The following is a 25,927-nucleotide window of genomic DNA, read 5'->3' as shown; positions in this document are numbered from 1 at the left end:
TTAACCCGAATTTAAAAAAGTTAACCCATGCAGGAAAGTGAGTTAACCAACTCCATGGGAACGGTCTTGCCCTGCATCTGCGCGGCCAGCGCATCGGCCAGGCGGCCTTGCAGGCGGCGATGCGCATCGATCAGTTCGGACACCGAGGACGCCGGCTCCGAATCCAGCCAGCGGCATTGGTAGGCCGGCGCCTTGAAGCCTACCGGACGCAAGGACCAGCTCAACTCCAGCGCCGCGCGCTCGCCATAAATGGATTCGAAACGCTGCACGGCCATGTCCAGACGCCAGAACGCGGCCTTGCCGCCCGTATCCGCCAGCTGCGGCACGCCCAGGCGGCTTTGCAGCCCCGAAGCCAGGGCCAGCGAGAGCTCGTCGGGTAGGGGCGAAGCCCATTGGCTGTCGTTGAGCAGGCGTACTTGCGCGCCCGGCGGCACGGTCAGCACCACGGCGCGACGGTCCAGCTGCGAGGGAACTTCCACGCGGCGCACCTGGAAGCCCGCCCAGCCCTGCACGGGCGCGGCAGCCGGCGCCGACGGGAGCGGAGCCAGCAAGGTGTAGTACGTAGGCTGGGCGCCGGCGCATGCAGCCAGCAGGCCCAGGCTGGCCAGCAAGGGAATGGGACGGGGCATCATGGCTTGGGCTCCGGCAGGACGTCGGGCGAGCGTCCCCGCAACAAGGAGGACGGCTGGCTCTGCAAGGTGTCGGTCAGATCGCGCAGGGAGCGCAAGGAACGGTTCAGCTCGCGCAGGGTCTGGTCGACCGAGGAATTCAAGGGCGAATCGGACTCCAGCATGGCGCTCAGCTTCTGCACCGCCTGGTCCATGGCCTTGAGCGTGCCGTTCAGCTGGGGGACGGTGTTTTTTTCGAACTGCTTGAGCACCTTGCCCAGGTCCGTCAGGCCGCCTTGCAGATCCTTGCCGATCTGGTCGAACGGCACGGCCGAAATCTTGGTGACGATATCGCTGACCTGCTCCTGGAGGCGATCGAAGTCGCCCGCGATCACCGGAACGACCAGGGGATGCGCATCTGGATTGAAATCCACCTTGGCGGCCTTGTCGAAGAACTCGAGCGCGATGTACTGCTGGCCGGTGATCAGGCTGGCCGGACGCATCTGGGCTCGCAAGCCCCGCTCCACCATGGGCCGGAAAAGCGAGCGCACCGGATCTTCGCCCTTCACGGCGGAGGCGGCGACCTGCTCATAGATGCGGCCGAAGCGTTGCGGGTAGATGCTCGCCTTGACCAGCGCGAAGAAACGCTTGCGTTCGAAATCATATTCCAGGTCGATGTCGTCCACCTGCCCCAGCTCCAGGCCGCGGAACTCCACCTTGGAGCCCACCTTCAAGCCCTTGATGGACTGATGGAAATGGAAGTTCAGGTCCACGGCGGGGCCGTCCGGCTCCGCCATGGCCTGCTCCTTGGTGGAGAACAGCTCGTACTCCGCGTTGCTCTTGGCCGGTACGGCGGGCTCGCCGGGCATCTGCTCGAACGCCAGCCCGCCGGCCAGGGCCGACACAAGGGAATGCGTGCGCACATTGAAACCGTTGGAATCCAGGGACATGTTCACGCCGCTCACATTCCAGAAGCGCGAGCCTTGCGTGACGAACTGATCATTGGGCGCGTCCACGAAGACCTGCACGCGCACGCCATCGCCCGCATCGTTCAGTTCATAGCTGATCACCTGCCCCACCTGTATGCCCTTGTAATACAGGGGCGAGCCCAGATCCAGCGAGCCCAGCGCCGGCGCGGTCAGCACGAAACGCTTGCCCGGGCGGCCGCTGATGACCTCGGGAGGGCTTTCCAGGCCGGTGAAGTCAAAGGCGCTCTCGCCCTTTTCCAGGGTATGCGGCGCATCCACGCCGATATAGACGCCCGACAGCAAGGTGCCCAGGCCCGACACTCCGTTCAGACCCAGGCGCGGCCGCACCACCCAGAAACGCGAACCTTTCTGGGTGATGAACTCGGAGCCTTCGCGCTCGAGCTGGGCGGTCACAATGACGCGGCGCCGGTCCGGCGCCACCTGGATGTCGGAGATGGTGCCCACGTTCACCTCGCGATAGCGCAGCTTGGTCTGATCCACCACCAGGCCGTCCGCCGAATCGAAGCTGATGGTGATGCGCGGGCCGGTCAGCACCCAGTTGCGCACCACCAGCGAGGCGCCCACCAGCGCCGCCGCGACGGGCAGGATCCAGATCCAGGAAAAGCGCGAACGCTGCGCCAGGACGACGCGGGGCTGGGCCGGCCCCTGCGGCTGCCCGGCCGGCTCCGGCGGGTTCGCCGCCTTCTTGTTGTCGTTATCGTCCACGTTGTGTCCTCAAGAAGCGTGTGGCAAAGACGGGGATCTGGCCGTGTCGGTGTCGCGATCCCAGCCATCGCGGGGATCATAGCTCAAGGCGGCCAGCATGGTCAGCACCACCACCAGGCCGAAGCTGAGCGCACCGGGGCCGGGGATGATCTGCGACAGGCCGGGGAAATTGGCCAGGGCCGCCATCAGCACCACCACGAACACGTCCAGCATGGACCATTGCCCGATGAGCTCGACCATATCGTACAGGCGGTTGCGCTGGCGTTGAACGGCATTGCCGCGCCAGCGCCGGCCCAGCAGCAATACGCCCAGCGCCAGCAGCTTGGTGATGGGCACCACGATGCTGGCCACGAACACGATGATGGCCAGATCCCAGGAACCCAGTTCCCAGAGCTGTATGACGCCGCCCAGAATGGTGTGGGCGCTGCTGCCCATGATGCTGCGCAGCTCCATCACCGGCAGCACGTTGGCGGGGATGTAGAAGATGCAGGCGGTGAACACCAGGGCGGCGGTACGCGCCCGGCTGTTGGGCTTGCGCTTGTGCATGGCGGCGCCGCAACGCTCGCAGTCCTGCGCCCCGGCCGTCTGGACCAGGCCGCAATGATCGCAGGCGCACCAGCCTCCCGCCCGCTCCAGCACTCCGGCGCGCGCCATGGGCGCCAACTGCGCATCCTCGGCCCATAGCCACAGGCGGCGCGCCGTCAGCCGGCTCAGCCCCGTCAGCAAAAAGGTCAGCACGAAAAAGGCGTACAGGCCGGGCGCCACGGTCAGGCGGCCGATGCCGGCGAATTTGACGATGGCCACCAGCACGCCCAGGAAAAGCACGGCCGTCATGGACCAGTGCTCCAGGTGGCTGAGCACGCGCAGGCCCAGGCCGAAATCGCCGGGCAAGGGGCGAGCGCGGGCGATCAGTCCCAACGCCCAGAACTGGAACAGAAGCTGGAACAGGGGAAGCCAGAAGCCAACCAGCCCCGCCATGATGGACAGGCCGAAATAGCCCTGCTGCCAGATCAGCAGCAAGGCCTTGGGAAAGGTGGGAGATACGGTCTTGCCCGCCATGCCCAGGTGGACGACGGGAAAAAGGTTGGCGATCAGGAACAGGACAAGAACCGCCAGCACCACCGCCTGCCACTGGCGCGGCGAAAAGCGGCTGTGCCGATAGAGCTCGGCGTCGCAACGCGCGCAGCGCGCGAGCCCCGCGCCCTGCAGGGGAACCCGCTCGTGAACCGTGTCACAATGCGTACAGGCTACAAGCGGGCGGGCCCCCATGGTTTAGTCGACCAGCTCCGGTTCGGGACGCGAGGAGGAAGCCTTGCTGTCCGGCGCATCTGGACCGGCGGAGGGGAACTCCAGCACCACCTGGTCGTTGGCGTCCAGCCCCACCTCCACATGGCCGCCGTCGACCAGCCGGCCGAACAGAAGTTCGTCCGCCAGCGCGCGGCGTATGGTGTCCTGGATGAGCCTGTGCATGGGGCGCGCGCCCATGGCCGGATCGAAGCCCTTGGCGGCCAGGTGGTCGCGCAGCGCATCGGTGAAGGACACTTCCACGCGTTTCTCGTGCAGCTGGTTTTCCAGCTGCATGAGGAACTTGTCGACCACGCGCAGGATGATCTCCCGCGACAGCGGCTTGAAGCCGATGATGGCGTCCAGCCGGTTGCGGAACTCCGGCGAGAAGTGGCGCTTGATGTCCTGCATCTCGTCGCCGGTGCGCTCGGGCTGCGTGAAGCCTATGCCGGTCTTGTTCAGGGCCTCGGCGCCGGCATTGGTGGTCATGATCAGGATCACGTTGCGGAAGTCGGACTTGCGCCCGTTGTTGTCCGTCAGCGTGCCGTGGTCCATGACCTGCAGCAGGATATTGTAGACGTCCGGATGGGCTTTTTCGATCTCGTCCAGCAAGAGCACGCAGTGCGGCTGCTTGGTGACCGCCTCGGTGAGCAGCCCGCCCTGGTCGAAGCCCACGTAGCCGGGCGGCGCGCCGATCAGGCGCGAGACCGTGTGGCGTTCCATGTATTCGGACATGTCGAAGCGCAGCAGCTCCACGCCCAGCACGAAGGCCAGCTGGCGGGCGACCTCGGTCTTGCCCACCCCGGTGGGACCGGAGAACAGGAAAGAGCCGATGGGCTTGTCGGGCAGGCCCAGGCCGGAGCGCGCCATCTTGATGGCGGCGGCCAGCGCGTCGATGGCGGCGTCCTGGCCGAACACCACGGACTTGAGATCGCGCGCCAGCGTGGCCAGCTTGTTGCGGTCGTCCGTGGACACGGATTGGGGCGGAATGCGCGCTATGCGCGACACCGTGGCCTGGATATCCGTCTTGCCGATGACCTTCTTCTGCTTGGAGCGCGGCAGCAGGCGCTGTGCGGCGCCGGCCTCGTCGATCACGTCAATGGCCTTGTCAGGCAGGAAGCGATCGTTGATGTAGCGGGCCGACAGCTCGGCGGCGGCCGTCAGGGCGGCAGCCGAATAGCGCACGCCGTGGTGCTCTTCGAAGTGCGATTTGAGGCCGCGCAGGATCTGCACGGTCTGCTCCACCGTGGGTTCGGCCACGTCGATCTTCTGGAAGCGCCGCGACAGGGCGTGGTCTTTCTCGAAGATGCCGCGGTACTCCGTGTAGGTGGTCGCGCCCAGGCACTTGAGCTGGCCGGAGGACAGCGCCGGCTTGAGCAGATTGGAAGCGTCAAGCGTGCCGCCCGAAGCCGAGCCGGCCCCGATCAGGGTATGGATCTCGTCGATGAACAAGATGGCCTGCGGCGTATCCTTGAGCTGCTTGAGCACGGCCTTCAGGCGCTGTTCGAAATCGCCCCGGTACTTGGTGCCGGCCAGCAAGGCGCCCATGTCCAGCGCGTAGACGCGCGCCTGGCCCAGGATGTCGGGCACTTCCGCGCGCTGGATGCGCAGCGCCAGGCCCTCGGCGATGGCGGTCTTGCCCACCCCCGCCTCGCCCACCAGCAGCGGGTTGTTCTTGCGGCGCCGGCACAGCACCTGGATGACGCGTTCGACTTCCTTCTCGCGGCCGATGAGCGGATCGATCCGACCCTGGCTGGCTTCGGCGTTCAGGTCCGTGGCGTACAGGTCCAGCGGGGACTTCTGCGAGTCGGAGCGCGTGTCGGGCTCGGGCGCGGCCGAAGCCTTGGGAACCTCGGGCGGCGTGGGCTCGGGATTGGACTTGGTGATGCCGTGGGACAGGAAATTGACCACGTCCAGGCGCGTGACGCCCTGCTGCTGCAGGTAGTACACCGCATGGGAATCCTTTTCGCCGTACATGGCCACCAGCACGTTGGCGCCCGACACCACGTTCTTGCCGGAGTTGCTGGAGGACACATGCATGATGGCGCGCTGGATGACGCGCTGAAAGCCCAGCGTGGGCTGGGTATCCACTTCCCCTTCTCCGGGAAAGGTGGGCGTGTTCTCGTTGATGAATTTGCGCAAATTCTGACGCAGCGCATCAATGTCGGCCGCACACGCCTTCAACACTTCAACAGCCGAGGCGTTGTCAAGCAGGGACAGCAGCAGATGCTCTACCGTGATGAATTCATGGCGCGCGGCACGAGCCTCGACAAAGGCCATGTGTAGACTGACTTCAAGTTCTTCGGAGATCACGCTTCCTCCTACACGGCGAGAGTAAAACTTGGGTGGTTGCTTCTATTCTATGACTAATTTGCCTGATCTGAACAACCCGGTAAACCATTAGTTTCAGGCGTCCGGCGCCGGTTCCATGACGCACTGCAATGGATGCTGGCGGGACTGGGCAAGCTGTCGCACGATCTCCACGCGGGTGGCGGCGATATCGCGCGGATAGATGCCGCACACGGCCCGGCCTTCGTAGTGCACCTTGAGCATCAGTTTTTCCGCTTCCTCGGGCGACTTGCCAAAGACCCGCTCCAGCACGCCCACCACGAACTCCATGGGGGTGTAGTCATCGTTGAGCAGGATGACCTGATACATGGGCGGAGGCGCGAGCCGCGCCGACTGGCGCTCGACGGTCGTCTCGCCTTGCTTGTCGATCTGAATGGCCATAGTACAGACTAGGTGCTTTCCATAGGTTGACTGGGGGTAACGAAATTAAGCATCATCCGCTTGATCGCGTCAATTTCGGAAAAAACCGACATGAAGTGATCGCAGGCCCGGGGAGGGGCCGAAAAAGTATCAACCTTACACTATAGTTGAGAGGCAGGAAGCATGTCGGAAACAACCACCACCGCAAACACTGGAGACAACCAGAAACTGTCCGGCACCGTCAAATGGTTCAATGACGCCAAGGGCTTTGGATTCATTACGCCAGACAATGGTGGAGAAGACCTCTTCGCCCATTTTTCGTCCATCCAGATGAACGGGTTCAAGACCTTGAAGGAGGGCCAGAAAGTCCTGTACGAAGTTGCCCAGGGCCCTAAAGGCAAGCAGGCACTGAATATTACTTCCCCCTAAAATCCTGCACTCTCAATTCTAACAAAAAGCAGACTCGCTACACATGCATTGTTCACGTATCACCACAGGGCCCCGGCGCCCTGTTTTTTTTGCCTGCTCCCTGGCCGCCCTGCTGCTGGCCGGCGTCGCCAAGGCGCAGGACCCATTGCCCATGCGCACCCTGACGCTGGGCGAACGCACCATCCAGGCCGAGGTGGCCGACCGGCCCGAGACGCGCGCCATGGGCCTGATGGATCGCCAGAACCTGGCGCCCGATCACGGCATGCTGTTCGTCTTCGAGCAGGAAGGCATGCCCTGCTTCTGGATGAAGAACACGCCCCTGCCCCTGGACATCGCCTTCATCGACCAGGAAGGGTTCATCGCCAACATCGCCGCCATGCAGCCGTTCGATCTGCAGTCGCACTGCCCGGTGCGGCCCATCCGCTATGCGCTGGAAATGGAGCAGGGCTGGTTCGCCAAGGCAGACAAGCAGGCCGGCGAACGCGTCGTCGGCCTGCCGCGCTGATCAGACGCGCTCGAGGATCAGGGCCACGCCCTGCCCCACGCCGATGCACATGGTGCACAAGGCATAGCGGCCGCCCGTGCGATGCAATTGATTGACGGCCGCCATGGCCAGGCGCGCGCCGCTGGCGCCCAGCGGATGGCCCAGGGCGATGGCGCCGCCATTGGGATTGACGCGCGGATCATTGTCCTCCAGCCCCAGCAGGCGCGTGACCGCCAGGCCCTGCGCCGCGAACGCTTCGTTCAGCTCGATCACGTCCATCTGGTCCAGCGTGAGGCCCGCCAAGGCCAGCACCTTCTGGCTGGCCGGCGCCGGGCCTATGCCCATGATGCGCGGCTCCACGCCCGCGAAGGCCATGGCCACGACGCGCGCGCGCGGGGCCAGCCCCTGCTCACGAGCCATGGCTTCGCTGGCCACCAGCAAGGCGCAGGCGCCGTCGTTCACGCCCGAGGCGTTGCCTGCCGTCACCGTGCCGTCAGCCCGCACCACGGGCTTCAAGCGCGCCAGCGACTCCAGCGTGGTCTGGCGCGGATGTTCGTCCGTATCCACCACCACGGGATCGCCCTTGCGCAGGGGGATCAGCACCGGCGTGATCTCCTGCGCCAGGTAGCCGGCCTGCTGGGCGGCGGCGGCGCGCGTCTGGCTGGCCAGAGCGAACAGGTCCTGGTCCTCGCGGGACACCTGGAACTGACGGGCCACGTTCTCGGCCGTCTCGGGCATGGAATCAATGCCGTACTGCTCCTTCATGCGCTTGTTCACGAAACGCCAGCCTATGGTCGTGTCGTAGATGGCGGCATTGCGGGCGAAGGCCGTTTCGGCCTTGCCCATGACGAAAGGCGCGCGGCTCATGCTCTCCACGCCGCCTGCCAGAATGAAGGCGGCGTCGCCCGAGCGGATGGCGCGGGCGGCCGAACCGATGGCGTCCAGGCCCGAGCCGCACAGACGGTTCAGTGTGACGCCCGGCACGTCCACAGGCAGGCCGGCCAGCAGCGCGGACATGCGCGCCACGTTGCGGTTGTCCTCGCCGGCCTGATTGGCGCAGCCGTAGATCACATCATCCAGGCGAGCCCAATCCACCTGCGGATTGCGCTGCATCAGCGCGTGCATCGGCACGGCGCCCAGCTCATCCGCCCTGACAGCGGACAAGGCGCCGCCATAACGTCCGAACGGTGTACGAATTGCGTCGCAGATAAAGGCGTCCTGACTCATCAAACTCATCCTAAAACAAGAATAAAATCGCGCACAAGGCCCGCAAGCCATGGCTTGAGGCCAATCAAACGATGATAATACGCCGCCTGCGCGATGACGGATACCCGATGCAGGCATGTCCGCTGCACGGCCGATTCAAGCGCCACGCTGACCGTTCCTCCTGCCCTGCTTGCACACCGCCCCGGCCGTGCGGGAACGGGCAATAAAAAACCGCCGGGGGCAAGTTGCTGCCGGCGGTTTCCAGTCTGTGCGCGGCCAGCGGGCCGCGCAGCCTGAACAGGGGATCAGCCCAGGTTCTTGGCGGCGAACTCCCAGTTCACCAGGTTCCAGAAATGCTCCAGGTACTTGGGACGGGCGTTGCGGTAATCGATGTAGTAGGCGTGTTCCCACACGTCACAGGTCAGCAGAGCCACGTCGTCCGAGGTCAGGGTGGTGCCGGCGTTGCTGGTGTTGACGATGTCCAGGGAGCCATCGGCCTTCTTGACCAGCCAGGTCCAGCCCGAGCCGAAGTTGCCCACGGCGGACTTGGTGAAGGCGTCCTTGAAGGCGTCGAAGCTGCCCCACTTGGCGTTGATGGCGTCGGCCACCTTGCCGGTTGGAGCGCCGCCGCCGTTGGGGGACAGGCTGTTCCAGTAGAAGGTGTGGTTCCAGACCTGGGCTGCGTTGTTGAACACGCCGCCGGAGGACTTCTTGATCACGTCTTCCAGGGAGGCGTTTTCGAATTCGGTACCGGCCACCAGATTGTTCAGGTTGGTGACGTAAGCCTGGTGGTGCTTGCCGTAGTGGAACTCCAGGGTTTCCTGGGAGATATGAGGCTCAAGTGCGTTGAGTTCGTAGGGAAGAGCGGGAAGAGTAAATGCCATTTCAATTCCTTCTAAAAAAACCGTGCTTGGTATCCGAAACGGACGCGGCCTAGAGCAAGTCGTGCGCACGTACAACATCCACCGAAACGCTGCCGCGACTCAACTCGACATCGAGTCGTTCACCAACGTTTAAGTCTAACGCATTTTGCACGACTTTCCCTGTGGCATTCCTGACAATAGCATATCCGCGATTCACTATAAGACGAGGCGACAAAGCCTGTAGGGTCTGCTGGGCCGCCTGCAGCCGCTGGCGGCGCAGAACCAGCCCGTGCTCGCCCGCCTGGAGCAGGCGACGGCGCGCCGAATCCAGGCTCTGCTGGCGCAGCGCTACCTGCGGCATGCTGCGCTGCAAGCGGAACAGCACGGTCTCCAGGCGTTGGCGAGGACGTTCGGGCAGGGTCAGGGCCTGGCGTCGCAGACGCTGGACCAGGCCGTCCAGGCGCTGCTGCTGCTGGGCGATGCGCTGCTGCGGCGAGACCAGCATGGCCACGGCGCGGTCCAGGCGCAGCGAGGCGCGCTCCACGTGGCGCCGCATGCCGTGATTCAGGGCTCCCAGCCGCGCGCCGAGCTGGTCCAGCAATTCCGCCCGGCTCGCGCAGGCCAGCTCGGCGGCGGCCGTGGGCGTAGGCGCGCGCAGGTCGGCCACGAAGTCCGCGATCGTGAAGTCGGTCTCGTGCCCCACTCCGCTGATGACGGGAATCGGGCTGGCGGCGATGGCGCGCGCCAGGCCCTCGTCATTGAAACCCCAGAGATCCTCCAGACTGCCTCCGCCGCGCACCAGCAGCAGCGTGTCCACCTCGGCACGGGCGATGGCCGTCTCCAGCGCCTGGCGCAGGCGCGCGGGCGCATCGGCTCCCTGCACGGGCGCGGGATAGACGATGACGCGCACGTGGGGCGCGCGCCGCGCCATCGCTGTCAGCACGTCGCGCAGGGCGGCCGCCGCCAGCGACGTGACCACGCCCACGCAGCCCGGCAAGGCCGCAATGGGGCGCTTGCGTTGCGGATCGAACAGGCCCTCGTCCTGCAACTGGCTCTTCAGGCGCAGAAAAGCTTCGTGCAGATCGCCCAGACCTGCGCGGCGCATGCCCTCCACCTGGACCTGGAAATCGCCGCGCGGCTCATACAGCGAGACGGCGCAGCGGAATTCGAAGCGCTCCCCCGCCCTGGGCACGAACCCCACCGCCTGGGCCCGACCGCGAAACATCACGGCGCGCACGGCCGCCCTGTCGTCCTTGATGGAAAAATACCAGTGGCCCGAGGCCGCCTGAGTGAAATTGGAGATTTCGCCGCGCACCCAGACCACCGGCATGTGCTCGTCCAGCAACTGGCTGACCCGCCGGTTCAACTGGGCGACCGTCCAGACGACGGGCGCCTTAGTTTCTTGATAATACGTCACATTTTCCTCTTCGCCGCTCGCCCGGGCCGGGTTTTCCACCGCATCGTATCCACAAATGTCATGGTTTTGTCAAATTGCTGACCGCACAATAACTTCCGCTCAAATCGTCATATTTCACTTCACGATGAAATCATAAGCTTTTGAAATAAAACAATATTTAAAAAACCAGGCGAGTGGTAAAAAATTATCCAGTGAACCGCCAGACCGCCAACGGCGGCCCTGACAGGCTTTTTGTGCACAGAATTATCCACAGATTCTGTGGATACTCTTGTCCAAGCCAGGGCCCGTGCCGCCCGCAGCCTGTCCCGACCGCCGAAGCCCGATCCGGATCCAAAGTGTACCGCGCCGCTCCCCGAATCGCAGCGGCGGCCCTACAATAGACGCTGATCCATTTTCACGACCGGAAAACCGACCCGTGCTTGCCCTTATCGATGCCGCCGGCTGGCCCGTCTGGCTGCTGCTGGCCTGCTCCATCCTGGCCCTGGCCCTGATCCTGGAGCGCCTGGTCTCACTGCGCACCAGTCGCATCCTGCCTCCGGGGCTGGCCCGTCAGATCGGCGAGCTGACCCTGCAGAACCGCATCCAGGACGACTCCCTGGCGCGCCTGCACGCCAGCTCTCCCCTGGGCCGCGTGCTGGCGACGGTGCTGCAGCATCGCCACGAGGACGCCGCCGTGCGCCAGGCCGCCGCGGAGGCCGCCGGCAACGAGCTGGGCTATCAGTTGAACAAGTACATTCCCGCCCTGGGCACCATTGCGGTCATCGCCCCGCTGCTGGGCCTGTTCGGCACGGTCATCGGCATGATAGACATCTTCGCCGCCTACGATCCGGCCGGCGGCGACCCCAGCCTGGTGGCCCGCGGCATCTCCGTGGCCTTGTACAACACCGCCTTCGGCATCCTGATCGCCGTGCCCGCGCTGATCTTCCATCGCTATTTCCGCAGCCGCGCCGATTTCCTGCTGCACCGCCTGGAAAGCGAAGCCGGCGCGCTGGACCGGCTGCTGGGCCAAAGGACCCGATGATGCGTTTTCGCCGCGCCCGCGACCAGGACCATCTGGAACTGAACCTGGTCCCGCTGATCGACGTGCTGCTGGTGGTGCTGATCTTCCTGGCCGCCAGCAGCACCTTCGTGCGCCATCGGCAGCTGGACGTCTCCCTGCCGCAGGCCCAGGCCCAGGCGCCCCGGCCGGCCGAGCTGCTGCTGGCCATCAGCCAGGATGGCCGCTACGCCCTGAACGGCGACTGGCTGGAAGCCGACAGCCCCGCGCCCCTGAGCCGCGCCCTGGCGGCCGCCCCGCGCGACGCCCGGGACAGCCTGCTCATACTGGCCGACGGCCAGGCGCCCCATGCCGCCGTGGTGCAGGCCATGGAGGCGGCGCGCCAGGCGGGCATCGTCCGCATCCACTTCGCCACCCAGGCCCCATGAGCCAACACGCCCGTCTCGCCCGCTGGCTGCATCGCCAATGGCAGCACCGCGGATGGTTCAGCACCCTGCTCAGCCCCCTGTCGGGGCTGGCGGGCGTCATCGTGCGCCGCAAGCACGCGCGCTACAGGCGCGAGCCGCACGCCGCCTACCGCAGCCCCGTGGCCGTCATCGTGGTGGGCAACATCATCGTGGGCGGGGCGGGCAAGACTCCCGTGGTGCAGGCGCTGGCGCGGCATCTGCGTGAACTGGGCTGGACCCCGGGCATCATCAGCCGCGGCTATGGCGTCAAGGTGGGCGCCGAGCCCCGCGTGGGGCAAGGCTCCCTGCCCGCCAGCCAATTCGGCGACGAGCCGGCCCTGATCGCCGCCCAGACCCAGGCGCCCATTGCCGTGCACCCGCGCCGCGCCCTGGCGGCCCAGGCCCTGCTGCGCGACTTTCCCGCCGTGGACCTGATCATTTCCGACGACGGCCTGCAGCATCTGGCGCTGGAACGCGACCTGGAAGTCGTGGTGCAGGACGCGCGCGGCGTGGGCAACGGCCGCCTGCTGCCGGCCGGCCCGCTGCGCGAGCCGCCCGAACGCCTGCTGCGGGCGGACTGGCTGGTCACCCAGCTCAATGCCGACCAGCCCGCGCCCCGCACGCCGCATCCCGCCGACCCCGCCCGTTGCCTGACCATGACGCTGGCCCCCTGCCGCATGGAACAGCTGGCCACGGGCCTGAACCTGGAATGGACGCGCTGGCGCGAGCAATACAGCGGCCGCAGCGTCCAGGCCCTGGCCGCCATAGGCCAGCCGGAACGCTTTTTCTCCATGCTGCGCCTGAACGGCCTGAACCTGTCCGCGACACGTTCGCGCCCCGATCACGCCGCCCTGGCGCCGCAGGATTTCACCGGCCTGCATGACGGGCCCATACTGATCACCCGCAAGGACGCCGTAAAATGTCAGGGCATGGACGATCCGCGACTCTGGGTCGTGGACGTGCTGCCGGTCTTTTCGCGACCCCACTGGATCCAGGAGCTGGACGGCGTGCTGCGCACGCGGCGCGCCGTCCCTCCTTCCCCTACCCGGAGCTAAACAATGCAAACACGCCTGCTGGAAGTCCTGGTCTGCCCCTTGTGCAAGGGACCGCTGCGCCACGACCGCGAACACCAGGAACTGATCTGCAAGGCCGACAAGCTGGCCTTCCCCATCGTCGACGGCATCCCCACCATGCTGGAGAGCGAAGCCCGCCGCCTGGACGCCCAGGACAGCCCCGCGTCCTGACATGAGCTTCACCGTCATCATTCCCGCCCGCCTGGGATCCACCCGTCTTCCCGACAAGCCGCTGGCCGACATCGCCGGCCAGCCCATGGTGGTGCGCTGTGCGCGGCAAGCCGCCCTGTCCCGTGCGCGCCAGGTCCTGGTGGCGACCGATTCTGAGCGCGTCGCCCAGGCGGTGCGCCAGCACGGCTTCCAGGCCCTGCTGACCGACTCCGACCACCCCACCGGCACCGACCGCCTGGCCCAGGCCGCGCGCCTGCTGGCCCTGGAGGACGGGGAGATCGTGGTAAACGTGCAGGGAGACGAGCCGCTGATCGCGCCCGAGCACATCGATGCCGCCGCCGACCTGCTGGCCCGCCATGCGCAAGCCGACATCGCCACCCTGGCCGCTCCCATCCGCGATGCGGACACCCTGTTCAATCCCAACGCCGTCAAGGTCGTCTGCGATCTGCAGGGCCGCGCCCTGTACTTTTCGCGGGCGCCCGTGCCCTGGGCGCGCGACGCGCTGGCCCAGGGCGAGCGGCGCCTGGCGGACGGGCTTCCCGCATTGCACCATATCGGCCTGTACGCCTACCGCAACCGCTTCCTGCAGCGCTTTGCGCAATTGCCGCGCGGACCGCTGGAACACTACGAGTCACTGGAGCAGCTGCGCGCCATGGAAAATGGTTTTCAGATCATGGTGCACCGCCTGGAACAGATTCCCGCAGCGGGCGTGGACACCGCGCAAGACCTGGAAAGAGTACGCGCTCACTTCGCAAATCGGTTATAAAAGATCTTTTTTCTGCTTGTCCGAACAAGAAATGCGCGAAATATGCTGCATTGCGTCATAATCGAGCGAAAATCGGATACAAGCACTTCCTGGAGGAATTCATGCGACTGATACTGCTCGGTCCCCCCGGTGCCGGCAAAGGCACCCAAGCAGCCTACATCACCGAGAAATTTGGCATCCCCCAGATTTCCACCGGCGACATGCTGCGTGCGGCCGTCAAGGCCCAGACCCCCCTGGGCCTGGAAGCCAAGAAGATCATGGATGCCGGCGGTCTGGTCTCGGACGACATCATCATCGGCCTGGTTCGCGATCGCCTGCAGCAGGCCGACTGTGAACAAGGCTACCTGTTCGACGGCTTCCCGCGCACCATTCCGCAGGCCGACGCCCTGAAGGACGCCCAGGTCAAGCTGGACTTCGTGGTGGAGATCGACGTGCCCGAGGAGAGCATCATCGAACGCATGAGCGGACGTCGCGTGCATCCGGCCAGCGGCCGCAGCTACCACGTCACCTTCAATCCGCCCAAGACGCCCGGCGTGGACGACGTCACCGGCGAGCCCCTGGTGCAGCGCGACGACGACCGCGAGGAAACCGTGCGCCACCGTCTGTCTGTCTATCGCGAGCAGACTCGGCCCCTGGTCGATTACTACTCGCAATGGTCGGCCACCGGCGACGCCCAGGCTCCCGCCTACCGCAAGATCTCCGGGGTGGGCAGCGTGGAGGAAATCCGCCAGCGCATCCTGGACGCACTGCAAAAATAAGACCTGACTCAACCGGCCCTCTGGGGCCGGTTGTTTCTTTCGCAGGAGACAACGTCATGCAGATCAGCAACAAGACCTTTATCGTGACCGGCGGCGCCTCCGGCCTGGGAGCAGGCACGGTGCGCATGCTGGTGGAGCACGGCGCCCACGTCGTCATCGCCGACATCCAGGACGAGGCCGGCCAGGCGCTGGCCCTGGAGCTGGGCCAGCGCTATCTGCGCTGCGACGTCACCCGCGAGGACGACGCCCGCGCCGTGGTCGAGTCCGCCGCCCAGGATGCGCAACGGCCGCTGTTCGGCCTGGTGAACTGCGCCGGCGTGGCGCCCGCCGCCCGCACCGTGGGCCGCGACGGCCCGCACAGCCTGGAACTGTTCCAGAAAGTGGTCATGATCAATCTGGTGGGCACCTTCAATATGTGCCGGCTGGCGGCCGCCGCCATGAGCGCCAACACGCCCGACTCCACCGGCGAGCGCGGCGTGCTGATCAATACCGCCTCCGTGGCGGCCTACGACGGCCAGATCGGGCAGGCCGCCTACGGCGCCTCCAAGGCCGGCGTGGTCGGCCTGACCCTGCCGCTGGCGCGCGACCTGGCCAAGACCGGCATACGCTGCATGACCATCGCACCCGGCATCTTCGGCACGCCCATGCTATTCGGCATGCCCCAGGAAGTCCAGGATTCCCTGGCCGCCAGCATTCCCTTCCCCTCCCGTCTGGGGCGTCCCGACGACTACGCCAAGCTGGTGCACAGCATCATCACCAACGAGATGCTCAACGGCGAGACCATCCGCCTGGACGGCGCCATCCGGATGGGCCCCAAGTAACTTCTCACCTTCGCACCAATGGGTTTGTTCCGCTCGGCGGCCACGGTCAGTGGCCTGACGCTGCTGTCCCGCATCACGGGACTGGCGCGCGATATCCTGATTGCCCGCGCTTTCGGCGCCGGCCCCCTCACCGACGCCTTCTGGGTGGCGTTCCGCATCCCCAACCTGCTGCGGCGGCTGTTCGCCGAAGGCGCGTTCTCGCAGGCCTTCGTACCCATTCTGGGGCAGGCCCGCAAGGACAACGACGAGGCGGGCGTGCGCCAGCTGCTGGACCGCGTGGCCCTGCTGCTGACCGTCGCCCTGATGGCCGTGACCGCCGTCGGCATCCTGGCCGCTCCCTGGGTGGTCAGCGCCATGGCCAGCGGCATGACCGCGCCCGAGCGCCAGCACGAGTTCAGCGCGGCGGTGGCCATGACGCGGCTGATGTTCCCCTATATCATCTGCATGTCGCTGGTGGCCTTCGCCTCGGGCGTGCTCAACACCTGGAGCCGCTTCGCCATCCCGGCCTTCACGCCCATCCTGCTGAACCTGTCCATGATCGCGGCCAGCGTCCTGCTGGCCCCGCACATGGAAACGCCGATTTACGCCCTGGCGGTGGGCGTCATGGCCGGCGGCGTGGCGCAACTGGCGGTGCAATGGGCGGCGCTCGCCCGCCTGGGCCTGCTGCCGCGCTTCTCGCTGAAGATAGGCCAGGCGCGCCGCGATCCCACGGTGCAACGCATCCTCAGGCAGATGCTGCCCGCCATCCTGGGCGTGTCCGTCGCGCAGATCTCGCTGCTCATCAATACCAATATCGCCACCTGGCTGCAGGCCGGCAGCGTGACCTGGCTGTCCTTTGCCGACCGCCTGATGGAGTTCCCCACCGCCCTGCTGGGCGTGGCGCTGGGCACGGTGCTGCTGCCCAAGCTGTCGGCCGCGCACGCCAGGGGCGATGCGGACAATTACAACGCGCTGCTGGACTGGGGCCTGCGCCTGGTGCTGCTGCTGGGCCTGCCGGCCGCCGTGGGCATGGCCCTGCTGTCCGACGGCCTGGTGGCCACGCTGTTCCATTACGGCGCCTTCGGCACAGCCGATGTGGCCCAGACCCGGCTGGCGGTGGGCGCCTATTCCGTGGGCCTGGTGGGGCTGCTGGCCATCAAGATCCTGGCGCCGGGCTTCTATGCCAAGCAGGACATACGCACGCCGGTCAAGATCGCCATAGGCGTGCTGGTGCTGACCCAGCTTTTCAACCTGCTGCTGGTGCCCTACTACGCGCACGCCGGCCTGGCGCTGTCCATCGGGCTGGGCGCCACCGTCAACGCCCTGACGCTGCTGACGCTGCTGGTGCGCCGCGGCATCTACCGCCCCCGACGCAACTGGCTCTCGTTCCTGCTGCGCCTGGCGCCCGCCCTGCTGGCGCTGGCCGCCGTGCTGGTGCTGGCCGACCGGCACATCGACTGGATCGCCCTGGGGACCGCGCCCCTGCTGCGCGTGCTGTGGCTGGCCGGCGTGCTGGCGGCGAGCGGAGCCGTCTATCTGGGCGTGCTGTTTGTGTTGGGTTTTCGACCCTCTTACTTTACAAAGCGGGGTTGATGACTTAGAATTGCTGTCTTTGCCGATTAAACTTTAAAACTTAGTAAATACATATGGCTAATTCCGCACAAGCTCGCAAGCGCGCCCGCCAAGCAGTGGCCCGCAACAAACACAACGCCAGCATCCGTTCCATGCTGCGTACCGCGATCAAGCGTGTTCGCCAGGCCATCGACGCCGGCGACAAGGCAGCTGCCAACGAAGTCTTCCGCAAGGCCACCAGCATCATCGATCGCGTGGCTGACAAGAACATCATCCACAAGAACAAGGCCGCTCGCCACAAGAGCCGCCTGTCCGCCGCCATCAAGGCTCTTGCCTGATCGCAGACGGTTTTAATGGTTTAATCGGCCCTGGCCTAAAAAACCAGACAAAAAGGGGTGCCAGGCACCCCTTTTTCATTGGCCGAAAAACCATCGCCTCGCCTTGCGAGGCCGGCGTCCCCTTCCAGGCGCGGGCCCGTGCGGACATATCCCGCAGCACCGGAATACGGCGTATTCAACGCCATGGCCACCCGTGCGCCGGAACGCAAAGCCATGCCTTGCCCTGCAAGGCAAACATGCTAAGTTATGGTTTTGAATGCGCCTGCGTTAAATACCATGACTCGACCTGTTCTGCTCCAGCTTGTCCCTCTGGCTGACCACCCTGCCCTGCAGCGTGTGGACGAACACTATGAACGGGTCCAGGTCAGCGATCCGGGCCAGCTTCCTTCCGGCCTTGCCCGGCGCGTCCAGATCATACTGGCAAGCGCCATGACACCCATCACCGCCGCCCTTATGGACCAGTTGCCCGCGCTCAAGGCCATCTGCAGCATAGGCGTGGGCTACGACGCCATCGACCGCCGCCATGCGCACCAGCGCGGCATTGCCGTCAGCAACACGCCCGACGTGCTCAATGACTGCGTGGCCGACATGGCCTGGGCCCTGATGCTGGACACGGCGCGTCGGGTCAGCGAAGCCGACCGCTACGTGCGCGCCGGCCAATGGCGCCAGGCCAACAGCTTTCCGCTCGCTATGCGCGTCAGCGGCAAGAAGCTGGGCATCGTCGGGCTGGGCCGCATCGGCCAGGTCATCGCGCGCCGGGCCGGCGGCTTCGACATGGAGCTGCGCTACCACAATCGGCGGCCCCGCAAGGATGTGGACTGGCATTACGAGCCCTCGCTGATCGAACTGGCCCACTGGGCGGACATCCTGGTGATCGCGGCCGTCGGGGGCGACGAGACGCGCGGCCTGATCAATCGCGCCGTCATGGACGCCCTGGGCCCGCAGGGCATCCTCATCAACATCTCGCGCGGCAGCGTGGTGGACGAACGCGCACTGGTCAAGGCGCTGCAGGAAGGCCGGCTGGGCGGCGCGGGGCTGGACGTCTTCGAAAGCGAGCCAGGCGTACCCGAAGAACTGGCGCGCCTGGACCAGGCGGTGCTGACGCCGCATGTGGCCAGCGCCACCCGCGAAACGCGCGACGCCATGCTGCGCCTGACCCTGGACAATATCCTGCATTTCCAGCGGACCGGCTCCCTGCTGACCCCGGTCGCTTTCCACGAGTAAGGCCGGCGGAATAAAAAAAACCCTGTCACGGACAGGGCTTGCTTGCAGATCAGGACTCGGTCTTGCTCATGTCGGCGGGATCGATGCCGCTGGTTTTCAGGTTGTTGTCCTGGGCAAATCCGCACACGAACTTCCAGGCCAGCGGTTCGAGTTCGCGCAGGCGGGCGTCCACCACCACGCAGCGCACCCCGTCGATCAGGCGAGGCACCACATAAGGGGAGTAGGTCAGGTGACCGCCGGCCGCGCCCGCCGGACGGAACTGGGACATCACCCCGGCCAGGCGCTCTGCCCAGTCGCTGGGACGGAAACGCTGGTCCTGCCGGGTCACGCCATGGATTACAAGTTGCTTAACTGGCTCTGTCATAACAATTAAAGACTGATCGCGCCCGCCGGATAGGCTGCGCCGTTTTTTCCCCCGCCCCGCATTGTATCCGATCGGACGGGCCCGTATGCTTTCCACTCCCAAATTAAGCCGCTTGACAAGCGGCGTTCAAGCGGGCCCGAGCCTTCTTTTTGCCCGCCTGCCGCCAAGCCGGGCCCAAAAGCGGGGAACAGCCCCGACTTTGCTCTAACAGCCGGGACAGGGTAAGATGTTTTTCTTTTACGCAGGATTCTTTATGGATGCCACCGTGCAAGCAGGGCCGCTTCGGCACTTTCTGCAGTTTCGCGACTTTTCTCACGAAGAAATTTTGTATGTGCTGGAACGTGCTCGCCTGATCAAGGACAAGTTCAAGCGCTACCAGCCGCATCACACGCTGCACGACCGCACCCTGGCCATGGTGTTCGAAAAAGCCAGCACCCGCACCCGCGTGTCCTTCGAAGCCGGCATGTACCAGCTGGGCGGCTCCGTCATCCATCTGACCACCACCGATTCGCAGCTGGGCCGCTCCGAGCCCATCGAAGACACCGCCCGCGTGGTCTCGCGCATGGTGGACATCGTCATGATCCGCACCTTCGAGCAGACCCGCCTGGAACGCTTCGCCTCCCATTCGCGCGTGCCCGTCATCAACGGTCTGACCAATGAATTCCATCCCTGCCAGATCCTGGCGGACATTTTCACCTTCATCGAGCACCGCGGCGACATTCGCGGCAAGACGGTGGCCTGGATCGGCGACGCCAACAATATGGCCTACACCTGGCTGCAGGCCGCCGAAATCCTCGGCTTCACCTTGCACGTCTCGGCCCCCAACGGCTACCGCCTGGAACCGGCCCGCACCGGCAATCCCGCCCCCTCCGTACTGCAGGAGTTCGACGATCCGCTGCAGGCCTGCAAGGGCGCGCACCTGGTCACCACAGACGTCTGGACCAGCATGGGCTACGAAGCTGAAAACGAAGAACGCCGCAAGGCCTTCGCCGACTGGTGCGTGGACGAGGAAATGATGGCCGCGGCCGACCCTTCGGCCATCTTCATGCACTGCCTGCCCGCGCATCGCGGCGAGGAAGTCACCGGAGAGGTCATCGACGGGCCGCAAAGCGTGGTCTGGGACGAGGCCGAAAACCGCCTGCACGTACAGAAAGCCCTGATGGAATTCCTGATCCTGGGCCGCCAGCAAAGTTAGGACGGACCGGCCTGGGCGGCCCCGCCCTCCACCATCACGCCCGAAAGCCGGTAGCCGACCTGCAGTTCGGTCAGCAGATGCCTGGGCTGCGAGGCGTCATCCTCGAGTTTCTGCCGCAGCTGCATCATGTAGACGCGCAGATAATGGGGCCTGTCCGAATAGGATGCCCCCCAGGTTTCATGCAGCAGATGCTGATGGGTCAGCACCTTCCCATGCCCCCGGATCAACGCTCCCAGGAGGCGGAATTCGATCGGCGTCAAATGCACCGCCTCATCGCCGCGCATGACTTCATGCGTGGAAAGATCAACCGTCACCTGGCCGAACCTGACCCGGGACGAAGCGGCCTGCGACTGGAAGAACTGCTGCGAGCGACGCAAGAGCGCGCGGATTCTGGCCAGCAGCTCAGGCACGCCGAAGGGCTTGACCAGATAGTCGTCTGCGCCCGCATTCAGCGTCTCCACCTTTTCCTCTTCGCGCTCCCGGGCGGACAGGACCAGGATCGGCGCCGACATCCAGCCGCGCAGCTCGCGGATCAACTCCTTGCCGTCGCCATCGGGCAGCCCCAGATCCACGATGAGCAGGTCGGGTCTGCGCGTGGCGGCATCCACCCTCGCCTGCTCAACCGAAGCGACCTCGCAGACCGTCATCTCCTCCCGCTCCAGGGCAATGCGGACGAAACGCCTGATGTTCGGTTCGTCCTCGACAATCAATATCTTCGGCTTGTTCATGCTTGGGCCTGGTCGATGTCTATCTTGGGTGCGGCGCGCCAGGGCAGGCGGATTTCAAAAATGGCGCCCTGAGGCTGGCGCGGCTTGGCGCAGATGGCGCCGCCATGCGCAGCGACAATGGTACGGCACAATCCCAGTCCCAGACCGACCCCGGCAGTGGAAGACTCTTTCTGCCCGCGGCTGAACGACTCGAACAGCCGTTCAGGATCGCCGGCCGGCAGGCCGGGGCCATCGTCGCCGATCAGCAGATACATGGAATCGCCCGAGCACAGGCAGCGCACCGTAATGGTGCTGGTCGGGGGCGTGTACTTGGCGGCATTGTCGAGCAGATTGGCGAGCACCCGCTCCATGAGCACGGCATCCGTCTCGACCAGCGGCAGATCCGGCGGGACATCCGTCAGTACCGACCGGGGCGACAAGGCCGCCGCACAGCGCGCCAGCGCGGCCCCGACGATTTCGCCCGGCGCATGCCATTCTTTGTGCAGCTTCACCCCTTCGTGCTGCATGCGGGCCAGATCCAGCAGATTGGACACCTGGCGACGCAACTCGTCCGCTTCGATGCGGATGGATCGGGCGATGTCGATGCGTTCGACCTCTGCCAGCCCATTGGGATGCTCCAGGGTTTCGGCCAGGCCGCGGATCGCCGTCAACGGCGTCCGGAGATCGTGCGATACGGCCGACAAGAGCGTATTGCGCATCTTCTCGCCTTCCATGCGGACCACCGTGTCCTGGGCGACTTCCACATAATGGATGCGCTCCAGCGCTTGGGCGATGGTGAAGCAGCAGGCATCCAGCAAGCGCCGGGTGCCCGGCGCGCCGAACGAGGCGGCCCCGGACGGCCGGATCGCCAGCACGCCGCGCGGGGCCATGGGCCCCTTCAAGGGCAGATAGAGCGCAAGAGCGCCATTGAGCGTCTGCGTACCGTGCCCGGCCTGCTCCACATGATCGAAAGCCCATTGCGCGACCGACAGCTCCACGAAGTCCGCGCAGCGCGTGGCCACGAGCCGCCCCTTTTCGTCCGGGACGATCAGGACGACGGGCGTCTCGAACAGCGGCTCTATCGTGTCCCGGCACACGGCGACCACCTGCTCGAGCGCAATCGAGCCGGCCAGTTCGCGCGTCACGCGCGCCAGCGCATTCGCGCGGCGCTCGCCGTCCCGCGCCATGCGGGCTTCCGCCTGCAGCCTGGCCGCAAGCTGGCCTATGATGAGCGCCACGGACAGCATCACCCCGAAGGTGAAGACATACTGAGTGTCGGTGACCGAAAACGAAAACCGCGGCTCGACGAAGAAGAAATCGAAGAAGGCCACGGACAGCAAAGACGCCCACATCCCGGCAAGGCGGCCCAGACGCAGGGCGATGAATACCACGGTGATCAGAAACAGCATGACCACATTCGACAGGTCAAAGACGCCGAGCAACTGTGCAGCCACCAGAGCGGTGGCGACGCAGACGGCCGTGGCGGCCGCCAGCGCGCCGCCCTGCCCCTTGGGCCAAAGACTCCAAGGGCGCCGCGGCGGTCGTCGACCTGAGTCGGTGCGCAGCAGTACCAGGCCCATCTCGGGACTGGTGCGGGCGATCCGCTCGGCCAGGCGGGGCTGAAACGAAAAGCCAGACCGCGCCCCGCCTGCACCCAGGATGAGCTTGGTTGCATTGCGCTGGCGCGCATAGGCCAGAATCGTGCGCGCCACCTCCAGGCCGGCGATATTGACGAACTCGGCCCCGGCATGCTGCGCGCTGGCGGCCAGGCGCGCCAGCGCCTCCTGCGCCTCGGGCCTGGCGCTTTCATGGGGCTGATCCACATGCAGGACAATCCATTGGGCCTGCAGCTGCTGGGCGAGCCTGGCCCCCTCCCTGATCAAGGCGTCCTGGCCGCCTTCCGCGCTGACGCACACCATCAGCAGCTCGCGCGTGGGCCAGACCGTGCGGATCGCATGCGAGATCCGGTACACGCGGACATCCGCGTTGACCCTGTCCGCCATGCGGCGCAGGGCCAGTTCGCGAAGTGCGATGAGATTGCCGCGCCGAAAGAAATTCCGGCGCGCCTGGGCCATCGACGAAGGCAGGTAGACCTTGCCCGAATTCAGCCGCTCCAGCAGATCGTCGGGCGGAAGATCGACCAGCACCACATCGGCCGCCCGGTCAAAGACCCGGTCAGGCACCGTTTCCCGGACGCGCACCCCCACGATGCTTCCCACCACGTCGTTCAGGCTGTCCAGATGCTGCACGTTCAAGGCCGTGTAGACATCGATGCCGGCGTCCAGCAGCTCCTCGACATCCTGCCATCGCTTGGCATGGCGGCTGCCCGCGGCATTCGAGTGGGCGAGCTCGTCGACCACCAGCAGCCGACAGCCCGAGGCGAGCGCACCGTCCAGGTCGAACTCGGCCTGCACGCGGCCGTTGCGCACGCGCTCCTGGCGCGGCAGCACAGGCAGCCCCTGGGCCAGCGCCAGCGTTTCCTGGCGCCCATGGGTTTCGACGATGCCTATGGCGACGGCCACGCCGTCCGCCTGCTGCTGGTGCGCCGCCTTGAGCATGGCGCAAGTCTTGCCCACGCCGGCGCAGGCACCGAAGAATATCTTGAGCTGGCCCCGGCGGGGCCGATGCGGGTCATCGCCCACGATCTTCAAAAGTGCGTCCGGATCAGGCCGCTCCTCGATCATCATCTGCTCCCGTGCTCCTTTCAGGAAAGTTGGCCTCGATATTACGCTCTCATCAGAAGAAAGGCGTCAAGAGCATGTCGATCAGCTTGATGCCCGCGAACGGGGCGACAAGCCCGCCCGCCCCGTAGATGAGCAGATTGCGCCGCAGCAGGCGGCTTGCCGGTTCCGCCCTGTACTTCACCCCGCGCAGGGCAAGCGGAATCAGGGCGACAATGATCAGGGCGTTGAAGATCACGGCGGACAGAATGGCGGTAGCCGGGCTGTGCAGCTGCATGATGTTCAGCGCCTGCAGCGCCGGATAGGTGGCCACGAACGCCGCCGGGATGATGGCGAAATACTTGGCCAGGTCATTGGCGACGCTGAAGGTCGTCAGGGCGCCGCGCGTCATGATCATCTGCTTGCCGACTTCGACCACGCGCAGCAGCTTAGTCGGACTGCTGTCCAGGTCCACCATGTTGCCGGCTTCCTTGGCCGCCTGGGTGCCGCTGTTCATCGCGACGGCGACATCGGCCTGCGCAAGCGCGGGCGCGTCATTGGTGCCGTCGCCGGTCATCGCGACCAGATGCCCCTGCTCCTGGTAGCGGCGGATCAGCTGCAGCTTGTCCTGCGGCGTGGCCTCCGCCAGATAGTCATCCACGCCCGCCTCGGCCGCGATCGCCGCAGCCGTGAGCTTGTTGTCGCCAGTGATCATGACGGTCTTGATGCCCATTGCGCGCAGCTCGGCAAAACGCTCCTTGATGCCGCCTTTCACGATATCTTTCAGTTCGACCACGCCAAGCGCCATATTGCCGTCCGCCACGACCAGCGGCGTGCTCCCGCGCCTGGCGACCTCGTCGACGAGTCTGTCCAGCTCGTCGGGAAACACGCCGCCCAGCGATTGCACATGCGAACGGATGGCGCTGGCCGCGCCTTTGCGGATCCGGCGCCCGCCGATATCGATGCCGCTCATCCGGGTATGCGCGCTGAATGCGACCGTCCGGGCGCCGTGCAGTTCGCGCCCCCGCAGGTTGAATCTGCGCTTGGCCAGCACGACGATCGAGCGCCCCTCCGGCGTCTCGTCCGCCAGCGAGGCGAGCTGCGCCGCATCTGCCAGCCCCTGTTCCGTCACGCCCGGAGCGGGGATGAATGCCGAGGCCTCCCGGTTGCCCAGCGTGATGGTCCCCGTCTTGTCCAGCAGCAGCACATCGACATCGCCCGCAGCCTCGATGGCGCGGCCGGAGGTGGCGAGCACATTGGCCTTCATCATGCGGCTCATGCCCGCAACGCCGACGGCCGACAGCAGCGCGCCGATGGTGGTCGGAATCAGACAGACGAGCAAGGCGATCAAGGCCGTGATCGTCACCGGCGAGCCTGCTCCGGTCACCAGGGTGGCAAAGCGGGAAAACGGCAGCAGCGTCACGCACACCAGCAAAAACACCAGGGTCAGCGCGACCAGCAGGATGTTCAGCGCGACTTCATTGGGCGTCTTGCCCCGTTTGGCGCCTTCCACCATGGCGATCATGCGATCGAGGAAGGCCTCGCCGGGCCGGGCCGTGACGCGCATCACGATCCAGTCGGACAAGACGCGGGTGCCGCCCGTGACCGAGCAGAAATCGCCTCCCGACTCGCGGATCACGGGGGCCGATTCGCCGGTGATCGCCGATTCATCCACGGACGCTGCGCCCTGCAGCACCTCGCCATCGGCCGGAATGAGCTCGCCGGCATCCACCCGCACATAGGCGCCCACCACCAGTTCGTCGCTGGGCACAGGCCAGGAGGGGCTGTCGCGCCTGGGCTCTTTGAGCACCCGCGCCAGCACTCGCTGGCGCGTGGCGCGCAGCGCGTCCGCCTGCGCCTTGCCCCGGCCTTCGGCCACGGCTTCGGCGGCATTGGCAAAAAGCACCGTGAACCAGAGCCAGGCCGCTACCGCCAGGATGAAGCCGGCCGGGGCCTCGCCCTGGCCGAGCAGCGCCTGGACGCCCAGCAAGGTGGAGACGATGCTGCCCAGGTAGACGACGAACATCACCGGATTGCCGATCTGCACGCGCGGCGACAGCTTCCTGAAGGCGGCGGCGCACAGCGCCCGCCAGGCAAGAGGTCCGGGGGCTTCGGAAACAGCGGCGTCTTGTCGCGTTTTCATATCGATGAAGGACATGGCG

General features: G+C 65.7%; 25 protein-coding genes. 13 read left to right on the top strand and 12 right to left on the bottom strand.

The window, feature by feature from the left end; translation table 11 throughout:
• Positions 1-20: 20 nt before the first annotated feature.
• From ACF3ND_RS06900 to clpS, 5 genes are all read right to left on the bottom strand, one after another.
• On the bottom strand, positions 21-632 hold the full coding sequence (locus ACF3ND_RS06900) for a membrane integrity-associated transporter subunit PqiC (protein WP_394065337.1): 612 nt from the start codon (positions 630-632) through the stop codon (positions 21-23).
• A complete protein-coding gene (locus ACF3ND_RS06895; protein WP_394065336.1) occupies positions 629-2,302 on the bottom strand; it encodes an intermembrane transport protein PqiB in 1,674 nt (557 codons plus the stop codon). The genes ACF3ND_RS06900 and ACF3ND_RS06895 overlap by 4 nt, the downstream gene beginning before the upstream one ends.
• A gap of 9 nt (positions 2,303-2,311) precedes the next feature.
• A complete protein-coding gene (locus ACF3ND_RS06890; protein ID WP_394065335.1) occupies positions 2,312-3,571 on the bottom strand; it encodes a paraquat-inducible protein A in 1,260 nt (419 codons plus the stop codon).
• A gap of 3 nt (positions 3,572-3,574) precedes the next feature.
• Complete coding sequence (clpA, locus tag ACF3ND_RS06885) at positions 3,575-5,899, bottom strand: ATP-dependent Clp protease ATP-binding subunit ClpA (RefSeq protein WP_394065334.1); 2,325 nt, start codon at positions 5,897-5,899, stop codon at positions 3,575-3,577.
• Between the two features lie 93 nt (positions 5,900-5,992).
• Positions 5,993-6,316, bottom strand: coding sequence for an ATP-dependent Clp protease adapter ClpS (gene clpS, locus ACF3ND_RS06880; protein ID WP_394065333.1), 324 nt, complete (start codon positions 6,314-6,316; stop codon positions 5,993-5,995).
• Positions 6,317-6,478: 162 nt separating this feature from the next.
• On the opposite strand from clpS, the gene ACF3ND_RS06875 reads away from it, so the two are divergent.
• A complete protein-coding gene (locus ACF3ND_RS06875) occupies positions 6,479-6,724 on the top strand; it encodes a cold-shock protein (RefSeq protein ID WP_394065332.1) in 246 nt (81 codons plus the stop codon).
• A gap of 43 nt (positions 6,725-6,767) precedes the next feature.
• Complete coding sequence (locus tag ACF3ND_RS06870) at positions 6,768-7,229, top strand: DUF192 domain-containing protein (RefSeq protein ID WP_394065331.1); 462 nt, start codon at positions 6,768-6,770, stop codon at positions 7,227-7,229.
• Here ACF3ND_RS06870 and pcaF read toward each other — a convergent pair whose 3' ends face one another.
• The 3 genes from pcaF to xseA form a co-directional block, all read right to left on the bottom strand.
• Entirely contained in the window at positions 7,230-8,435 is a 1,206-nt protein-coding gene (gene pcaF / locus ACF3ND_RS06865; protein WP_394065330.1) for a 3-oxoadipyl-CoA thiolase, read from the bottom strand.
• A 284-nt stretch (positions 8,436-8,719) separates the two neighbouring features.
• Positions 8,720-9,298, bottom strand: a complete 579-nt coding sequence (gene sodB / locus ACF3ND_RS06860) for a superoxide dismutase [Fe] (protein ID WP_394065329.1) — start codon at positions 9,296-9,298, stop codon at positions 8,720-8,722.
• A gap of 49 nt (positions 9,299-9,347) precedes the next feature.
• The gene (gene xseA, locus ACF3ND_RS06855; protein ID WP_394065328.1) at positions 9,348-10,694 is read right to left on the bottom strand and encodes an exodeoxyribonuclease VII large subunit; all 1,347 of its coding nucleotides are present in this window, start codon (positions 10,692-10,694) and stop codon (positions 9,348-9,350) included.
• A 415-nt stretch (positions 10,695-11,109) separates the two neighbouring features.
• On the opposite strand from xseA, the gene ACF3ND_RS06850 reads away from it, so the two are divergent.
• From ACF3ND_RS06850 to ACF3ND_RS06805, 10 genes are all read left to right on the top strand, one after another.
• Positions 11,110-11,715: a MotA/TolQ/ExbB proton channel family protein gene (locus tag ACF3ND_RS06850; RefSeq protein ID WP_394065327.1), complete on the top strand. Its 606-nt coding sequence runs from the start codon at positions 11,110-11,112 to the stop codon at positions 11,713-11,715.
• Positions 11,715-12,119: an ExbD/TolR family protein gene (locus ACF3ND_RS06845; protein WP_394065793.1), complete on the top strand. Its 405-nt coding sequence runs from the start codon at positions 11,715-11,717 to the stop codon at positions 12,117-12,119. Before ACF3ND_RS06850 ends, ACF3ND_RS06845 begins: the two co-directional genes overlap by 1 nt.
• Positions 12,116-13,192 carry a tetraacyldisaccharide 4'-kinase gene (gene lpxK / locus ACF3ND_RS06840; RefSeq protein ID WP_394065326.1) on the top strand — a complete coding sequence of 359 codons (1,077 nt, stop codon included), beginning with the start codon at positions 12,116-12,118 and terminating at the stop codon, positions 13,190-13,192. The genes ACF3ND_RS06845 and lpxK overlap by 4 nt, the downstream gene beginning before the upstream one ends.
• 3 nt (positions 13,193-13,195) lie before the next feature.
• Positions 13,196-13,381 (top strand): Trm112 family protein, encoded by a 186-nt coding sequence (locus tag ACF3ND_RS06835; RefSeq protein WP_394065325.1) that lies wholly within the window; start codon positions 13,196-13,198, stop codon positions 13,379-13,381.
• 1 nt (position 13,382) lies between these two features.
• Positions 13,383-14,147 (top strand): 3-deoxy-manno-octulosonate cytidylyltransferase, encoded by a 765-nt coding sequence (kdsB, locus tag ACF3ND_RS06830; RefSeq protein WP_394065324.1) that lies wholly within the window; start codon positions 13,383-13,385, stop codon positions 14,145-14,147.
• Between the two features lie 101 nt (positions 14,148-14,248).
• Entirely contained in the window at positions 14,249-14,905 is a 657-nt protein-coding gene (gene adk, locus ACF3ND_RS06825; RefSeq protein ID WP_394065323.1) for an adenylate kinase, read from the top strand.
• Between the two features lie 56 nt (positions 14,906-14,961).
• Positions 14,962-15,726, top strand: a complete 765-nt coding sequence (locus tag ACF3ND_RS06820) for a 3-hydroxyacyl-CoA dehydrogenase (protein WP_394065322.1) — start codon at positions 14,962-14,964, stop codon at positions 15,724-15,726.
• 18 nt (positions 15,727-15,744) lie between these two features.
• Entirely contained in the window at positions 15,745-17,298 is a 1,554-nt protein-coding gene (gene murJ, locus ACF3ND_RS06815; protein WP_394065321.1) for a murein biosynthesis integral membrane protein MurJ, read from the top strand.
• Between the two features lie 53 nt (positions 17,299-17,351).
• Positions 17,352-17,615 (top strand): 30S ribosomal protein S20, encoded by a 264-nt coding sequence (gene rpsT / locus ACF3ND_RS06810; RefSeq protein WP_394065320.1) that lies wholly within the window; start codon positions 17,352-17,354, stop codon positions 17,613-17,615.
• Between the two features lie 276 nt (positions 17,616-17,891).
• On the top strand, positions 17,892-18,839 hold the full coding sequence (locus ACF3ND_RS06805) for a 2-hydroxyacid dehydrogenase (protein WP_394065319.1): 948 nt from the start codon (positions 17,892-17,894) through the stop codon (positions 18,837-18,839).
• A gap of 49 nt (positions 18,840-18,888) precedes the next feature.
• Here ACF3ND_RS06805 and ACF3ND_RS06800 read toward each other — a convergent pair whose 3' ends face one another.
• Positions 18,889-19,203, bottom strand: coding sequence for a DUF3579 domain-containing protein (locus ACF3ND_RS06800; RefSeq protein ID WP_394065318.1), 315 nt, complete (start codon positions 19,201-19,203; stop codon positions 18,889-18,891).
• A gap of 253 nt (positions 19,204-19,456) precedes the next feature.
• On the opposite strand from ACF3ND_RS06800, the gene argF reads away from it, so the two are divergent.
• Positions 19,457-20,398, top strand: a complete 942-nt coding sequence (argF, locus tag ACF3ND_RS06795; RefSeq protein ID WP_394065317.1) for an ornithine carbamoyltransferase — start codon at positions 19,457-19,459, stop codon at positions 20,396-20,398.
• On the opposite strand, the gene ACF3ND_RS06790 is transcribed toward argF, so the two are convergent.
• Genes ACF3ND_RS06790 through kdpB form a run of 3 tightly spaced genes read right to left on the bottom strand, consistent with a single transcriptional unit; the run spans position 20,395 to position 25,923 of the window.
• Positions 20,395-21,126, bottom strand: a complete 732-nt coding sequence (locus ACF3ND_RS06790) for a response regulator (protein ID WP_394065316.1) — start codon at positions 21,124-21,126, stop codon at positions 20,395-20,397. The two genes, argF and ACF3ND_RS06790, sit on opposite strands and share 4 nt — an antisense overlap.
• Entirely contained in the window at positions 21,123-23,792 is a 2,670-nt protein-coding gene (locus tag ACF3ND_RS06785) for a DUF4118 domain-containing protein (protein WP_394065315.1), read from the bottom strand. The genes ACF3ND_RS06790 and ACF3ND_RS06785 overlap by 4 nt, the downstream gene beginning before the upstream one ends.
• A gap of 49 nt (positions 23,793-23,841) precedes the next feature.
• Positions 23,842-25,923 carry a potassium-transporting ATPase subunit KdpB gene (kdpB, locus tag ACF3ND_RS06780; protein WP_394065314.1) on the bottom strand — a complete coding sequence of 694 codons (2,082 nt, stop codon included), beginning with the start codon at positions 25,921-25,923 and terminating at the stop codon, positions 23,842-23,844.
• Between the last annotated feature and the right edge of the window lie 4 nt (positions 25,924-25,927).

Source organism: Alcaligenes sp. WGS1538, assembly GCF_043187505.1.
GTDB lineage: Bacteria > Pseudomonadota > Gammaproteobacteria > Burkholderiales > Burkholderiaceae_B > Alcaligenes.
The sequence above is the reverse complement of the archived record's forward strand: the minus strand, read 5'-3'. Positions and strand labels throughout refer to the sequence as shown.

What these genes read in the sequence shown, in the direction of transcription:
- ACF3ND_RS06900 (WP_394065337.1), bottom strand. Translation starts at nt 632, where the DNA reads ATGATGCCCCGTCCCATTCCCTTGCTGGCCAGCCTGGGCCTGCTGGCT.
- ACF3ND_RS06890 (WP_394065335.1), bottom strand. Translation starts at nt 3,571, where the DNA reads ATGGGGGCCCGCCCGCTTGTAGCCTGTACGCATTGTGACACGGTTCAC.
- clpS (WP_394065333.1), bottom strand. Translation starts at nt 6,316, where the DNA reads ATGGCCATTCAGATCGACAAGCAAGGCGAGACGACCGTCGAGCGCCAG.
- ACF3ND_RS06875 (WP_394065332.1), top strand. Translation starts at nt 6,479, where the DNA reads ATGTCGGAAACAACCACCACCGCAAACACTGGAGACAACCAGAAACTG.
- ACF3ND_RS06870 (WP_394065331.1), top strand. Translation starts at nt 6,768, where the DNA reads ATGCATTGTTCACGTATCACCACAGGGCCCCGGCGCCCTGTTTTTTTT.
- pcaF (WP_394065330.1), bottom strand. Translation starts at nt 8,435, where the DNA reads ATGAGTCAGGACGCCTTTATCTGCGACGCAATTCGTACACCGTTCGGA.
- sodB (WP_394065329.1), bottom strand. Translation starts at nt 9,298, where the DNA reads ATGGCATTTACTCTTCCCGCTCTTCCCTACGAACTCAACGCACTTGAG.
- ACF3ND_RS06845 (WP_394065793.1), top strand. Translation starts at nt 11,715, where the DNA reads ATGCGTTTTCGCCGCGCCCGCGACCAGGACCATCTGGAACTGAACCTG.
- lpxK (WP_394065326.1), top strand. Translation starts at nt 12,116, where the DNA reads ATGAGCCAACACGCCCGTCTCGCCCGCTGGCTGCATCGCCAATGGCAG.
- ACF3ND_RS06835 (WP_394065325.1), top strand. Translation starts at nt 13,196, where the DNA reads ATGCAAACACGCCTGCTGGAAGTCCTGGTCTGCCCCTTGTGCAAGGGA.
- kdsB (WP_394065324.1), top strand. Translation starts at nt 13,383, where the DNA reads ATGAGCTTCACCGTCATCATTCCCGCCCGCCTGGGATCCACCCGTCTT.
- adk (WP_394065323.1), top strand. Translation starts at nt 14,249, where the DNA reads ATGCGACTGATACTGCTCGGTCCCCCCGGTGCCGGCAAAGGCACCCAA.
- ACF3ND_RS06820 (WP_394065322.1), top strand. Translation starts at nt 14,962, where the DNA reads ATGCAGATCAGCAACAAGACCTTTATCGTGACCGGCGGCGCCTCCGGC.
- murJ (WP_394065321.1), top strand. Translation starts at nt 15,745, where the DNA reads ATGGGTTTGTTCCGCTCGGCGGCCACGGTCAGTGGCCTGACGCTGCTG.
- rpsT (WP_394065320.1), top strand. Translation starts at nt 17,352, where the DNA reads ATGGCTAATTCCGCACAAGCTCGCAAGCGCGCCCGCCAAGCAGTGGCC.
- ACF3ND_RS06805 (WP_394065319.1), top strand. Translation starts at nt 17,892, where the DNA reads ATGACTCGACCTGTTCTGCTCCAGCTTGTCCCTCTGGCTGACCACCCT.
- ACF3ND_RS06800 (WP_394065318.1), bottom strand. Translation starts at nt 19,203, where the DNA reads ATGACAGAGCCAGTTAAGCAACTTGTAATCCATGGCGTGACCCGGCAG.
- argF (WP_394065317.1), top strand. Translation starts at nt 19,457, where the DNA reads ATGGATGCCACCGTGCAAGCAGGGCCGCTTCGGCACTTTCTGCAGTTT.
- ACF3ND_RS06790 (WP_394065316.1), bottom strand. Translation starts at nt 21,126, where the DNA reads ATGAACAAGCCGAAGATATTGATTGTCGAGGACGAACCGAACATCAGG.
- ACF3ND_RS06785 (WP_394065315.1), bottom strand. Translation starts at nt 23,792, where the DNA reads ATGATGATCGAGGAGCGGCCTGATCCGGACGCACTTTTGAAGATCGTG.
- kdpB (WP_394065314.1), bottom strand. Translation starts at nt 25,923, where the DNA reads ATGTCCTTCATCGATATGAAAACGCGACAAGACGCCGCTGTTTCCGAA.